This is a genomic window from Thiorhodococcus mannitoliphagus (assembly GCF_010915725.1).
Taxonomy (GTDB): domain Bacteria; phylum Pseudomonadota; class Gammaproteobacteria; order Chromatiales; family Chromatiaceae; genus Thiorhodococcus; species Thiorhodococcus mannitoliphagus.
On sequence record NZ_JAAIJR010000339.1, the window covers coordinates 1 to 1,258 of the forward strand.

The 1,258-nt window shown below is 58.2% G+C and carries 3 protein-coding genes; all 3 read right to left on the bottom strand.

What is annotated here, in order from left to right:
* Positions 1 to 413: 413 nt before the first annotated feature.
* The gene (locus G3480_RS28820) at positions 414 to 623 is read right to left on the bottom strand and encodes a hypothetical protein (protein WP_240906107.1); all 210 of its coding nucleotides are present in this window, start codon (positions 621 to 623) and stop codon (positions 414 to 416) included.
* 36 nt (positions 624 to 659) lie between these two features.
* Positions 660 to 914, bottom strand: a complete 255-nt coding sequence (locus G3480_RS28825) for a hypothetical protein (RefSeq protein ID WP_240906108.1) — start codon at positions 912 to 914, stop codon at positions 660 to 662.
* 106 nt (positions 915 to 1,020) lie between these two features.
* The coding region (locus tag G3480_RS28085) for a hypothetical protein (protein WP_206171929.1) at positions 1,021 to 1,258 on the bottom strand (238 nt) is incomplete at its 5' end.

Genomic DNA, 1,258 nt, shown 5'->3' on the forward strand with positions numbered 1-1,258 from the left:
GAGTTGTTCAATAGATTGAAATATAAATGGTTTATGGAAAATGAATAACGTTGGCTATTCTTAGCCTGACGGCTATGCCCCCTGGCCCCCCTTTGCGAAAGGGGGGAAGTTCTTGATGGACACTTTCTTAGGTTCCGCGATTTCCGCTGTGTCCCATCAGCGGAACCTCGCCGTCCTCAAGTACGTGACAGCTTTCCTCCCAGCTCCGGACACTGATGCTTCGTCAGCGGGAGTGCAGTACGGGGAGGCCGCCTGATCCAGGGTGCTCAAGCCGGCATACACCAGATTTGACAATAGCTCTAGATACGACTCATCTCCTCCGCGCCATTGCGGTTTCCGCTCGCCGTTTTTCGCGACGAGGCGCCAACGACTTCGTTCGCAGCAGGCTGCGGAATCGACTCAGGGCGATCGCATCAATCTTTACTTATGTTAGCGGTACCTGATGTTTCTGCCTTGTCCTTTTTCGAGAAAGGCCCGAAGAGCAGTTTCGTCAGATAGTCTTCATTCCAGCCGGCTTGCAAACGCTTGTTCTGGATGCCGATCTTGGCGTCGTCGTCTTTCCGTCGAGACAGCGCGATGTGGCGCAGGACGGCGAGATTCTCACGCGCGATCGGATCGCGCACGCGGCACTCATGCTCGCGAAAGGAGATATCGAGATTTCAATGCAAGCCGTTCTCGACGTCCCATTGACCGCGCGTCGCGCGGGCAAAGGGCTCGGAGCTGGTGCCGATACTGCCAATGTGATAGCGCGTCTCGCAGGTCACCTTGTAGGCCATCTCGCGGCGCGATTCGACCACGCCAATCATGTTCATGGCCTCCCGCAGGGCGCTGCGCGGCACGTCAGAGAGATCGCCAAGCGTGTCGTAGCGACGGGTTTCAAGGCGTCCCTCCGACACCATCACGGCCGAAGCCATAACGCGATGAACAACGCGGATTCGAACAGGTTGAGGAACAGCTTTCGCCCGCGCTGCCCGGCTCGGGTTGCGGCCTTCGCCATCCGCCGGCCTGCTGAGCGTCTGGTCAATGGCGTGCTTCGATCTCCGCGATAGCGGCCTTGGCGGCGGCTTCATGTTCGCCGAACACTGAATTCAGCACACGGAGATCACCCGGGCCGCCGACTTTGGCGAGTGCCTTAATGGACTCCGCAATTCGCTCACGGGTCATGATCGCCGCGCTAAGACTGTTACGTCCCTCCCTTAAACAGGCGTAGCCGCCTGAAAAATCCCACGGTCCGCCAGGACCTCGGTTGAACCATTCC

Excerpts from the sequence above, each read along its gene's own strand:
- G3480_RS28825 (WP_240906108.1), bottom strand. The coding sequence starts at position 914 with ATGGCTTCGGCCGTGATGGTGTCGGAGGGACGCCTTGAAACCCGTCGC.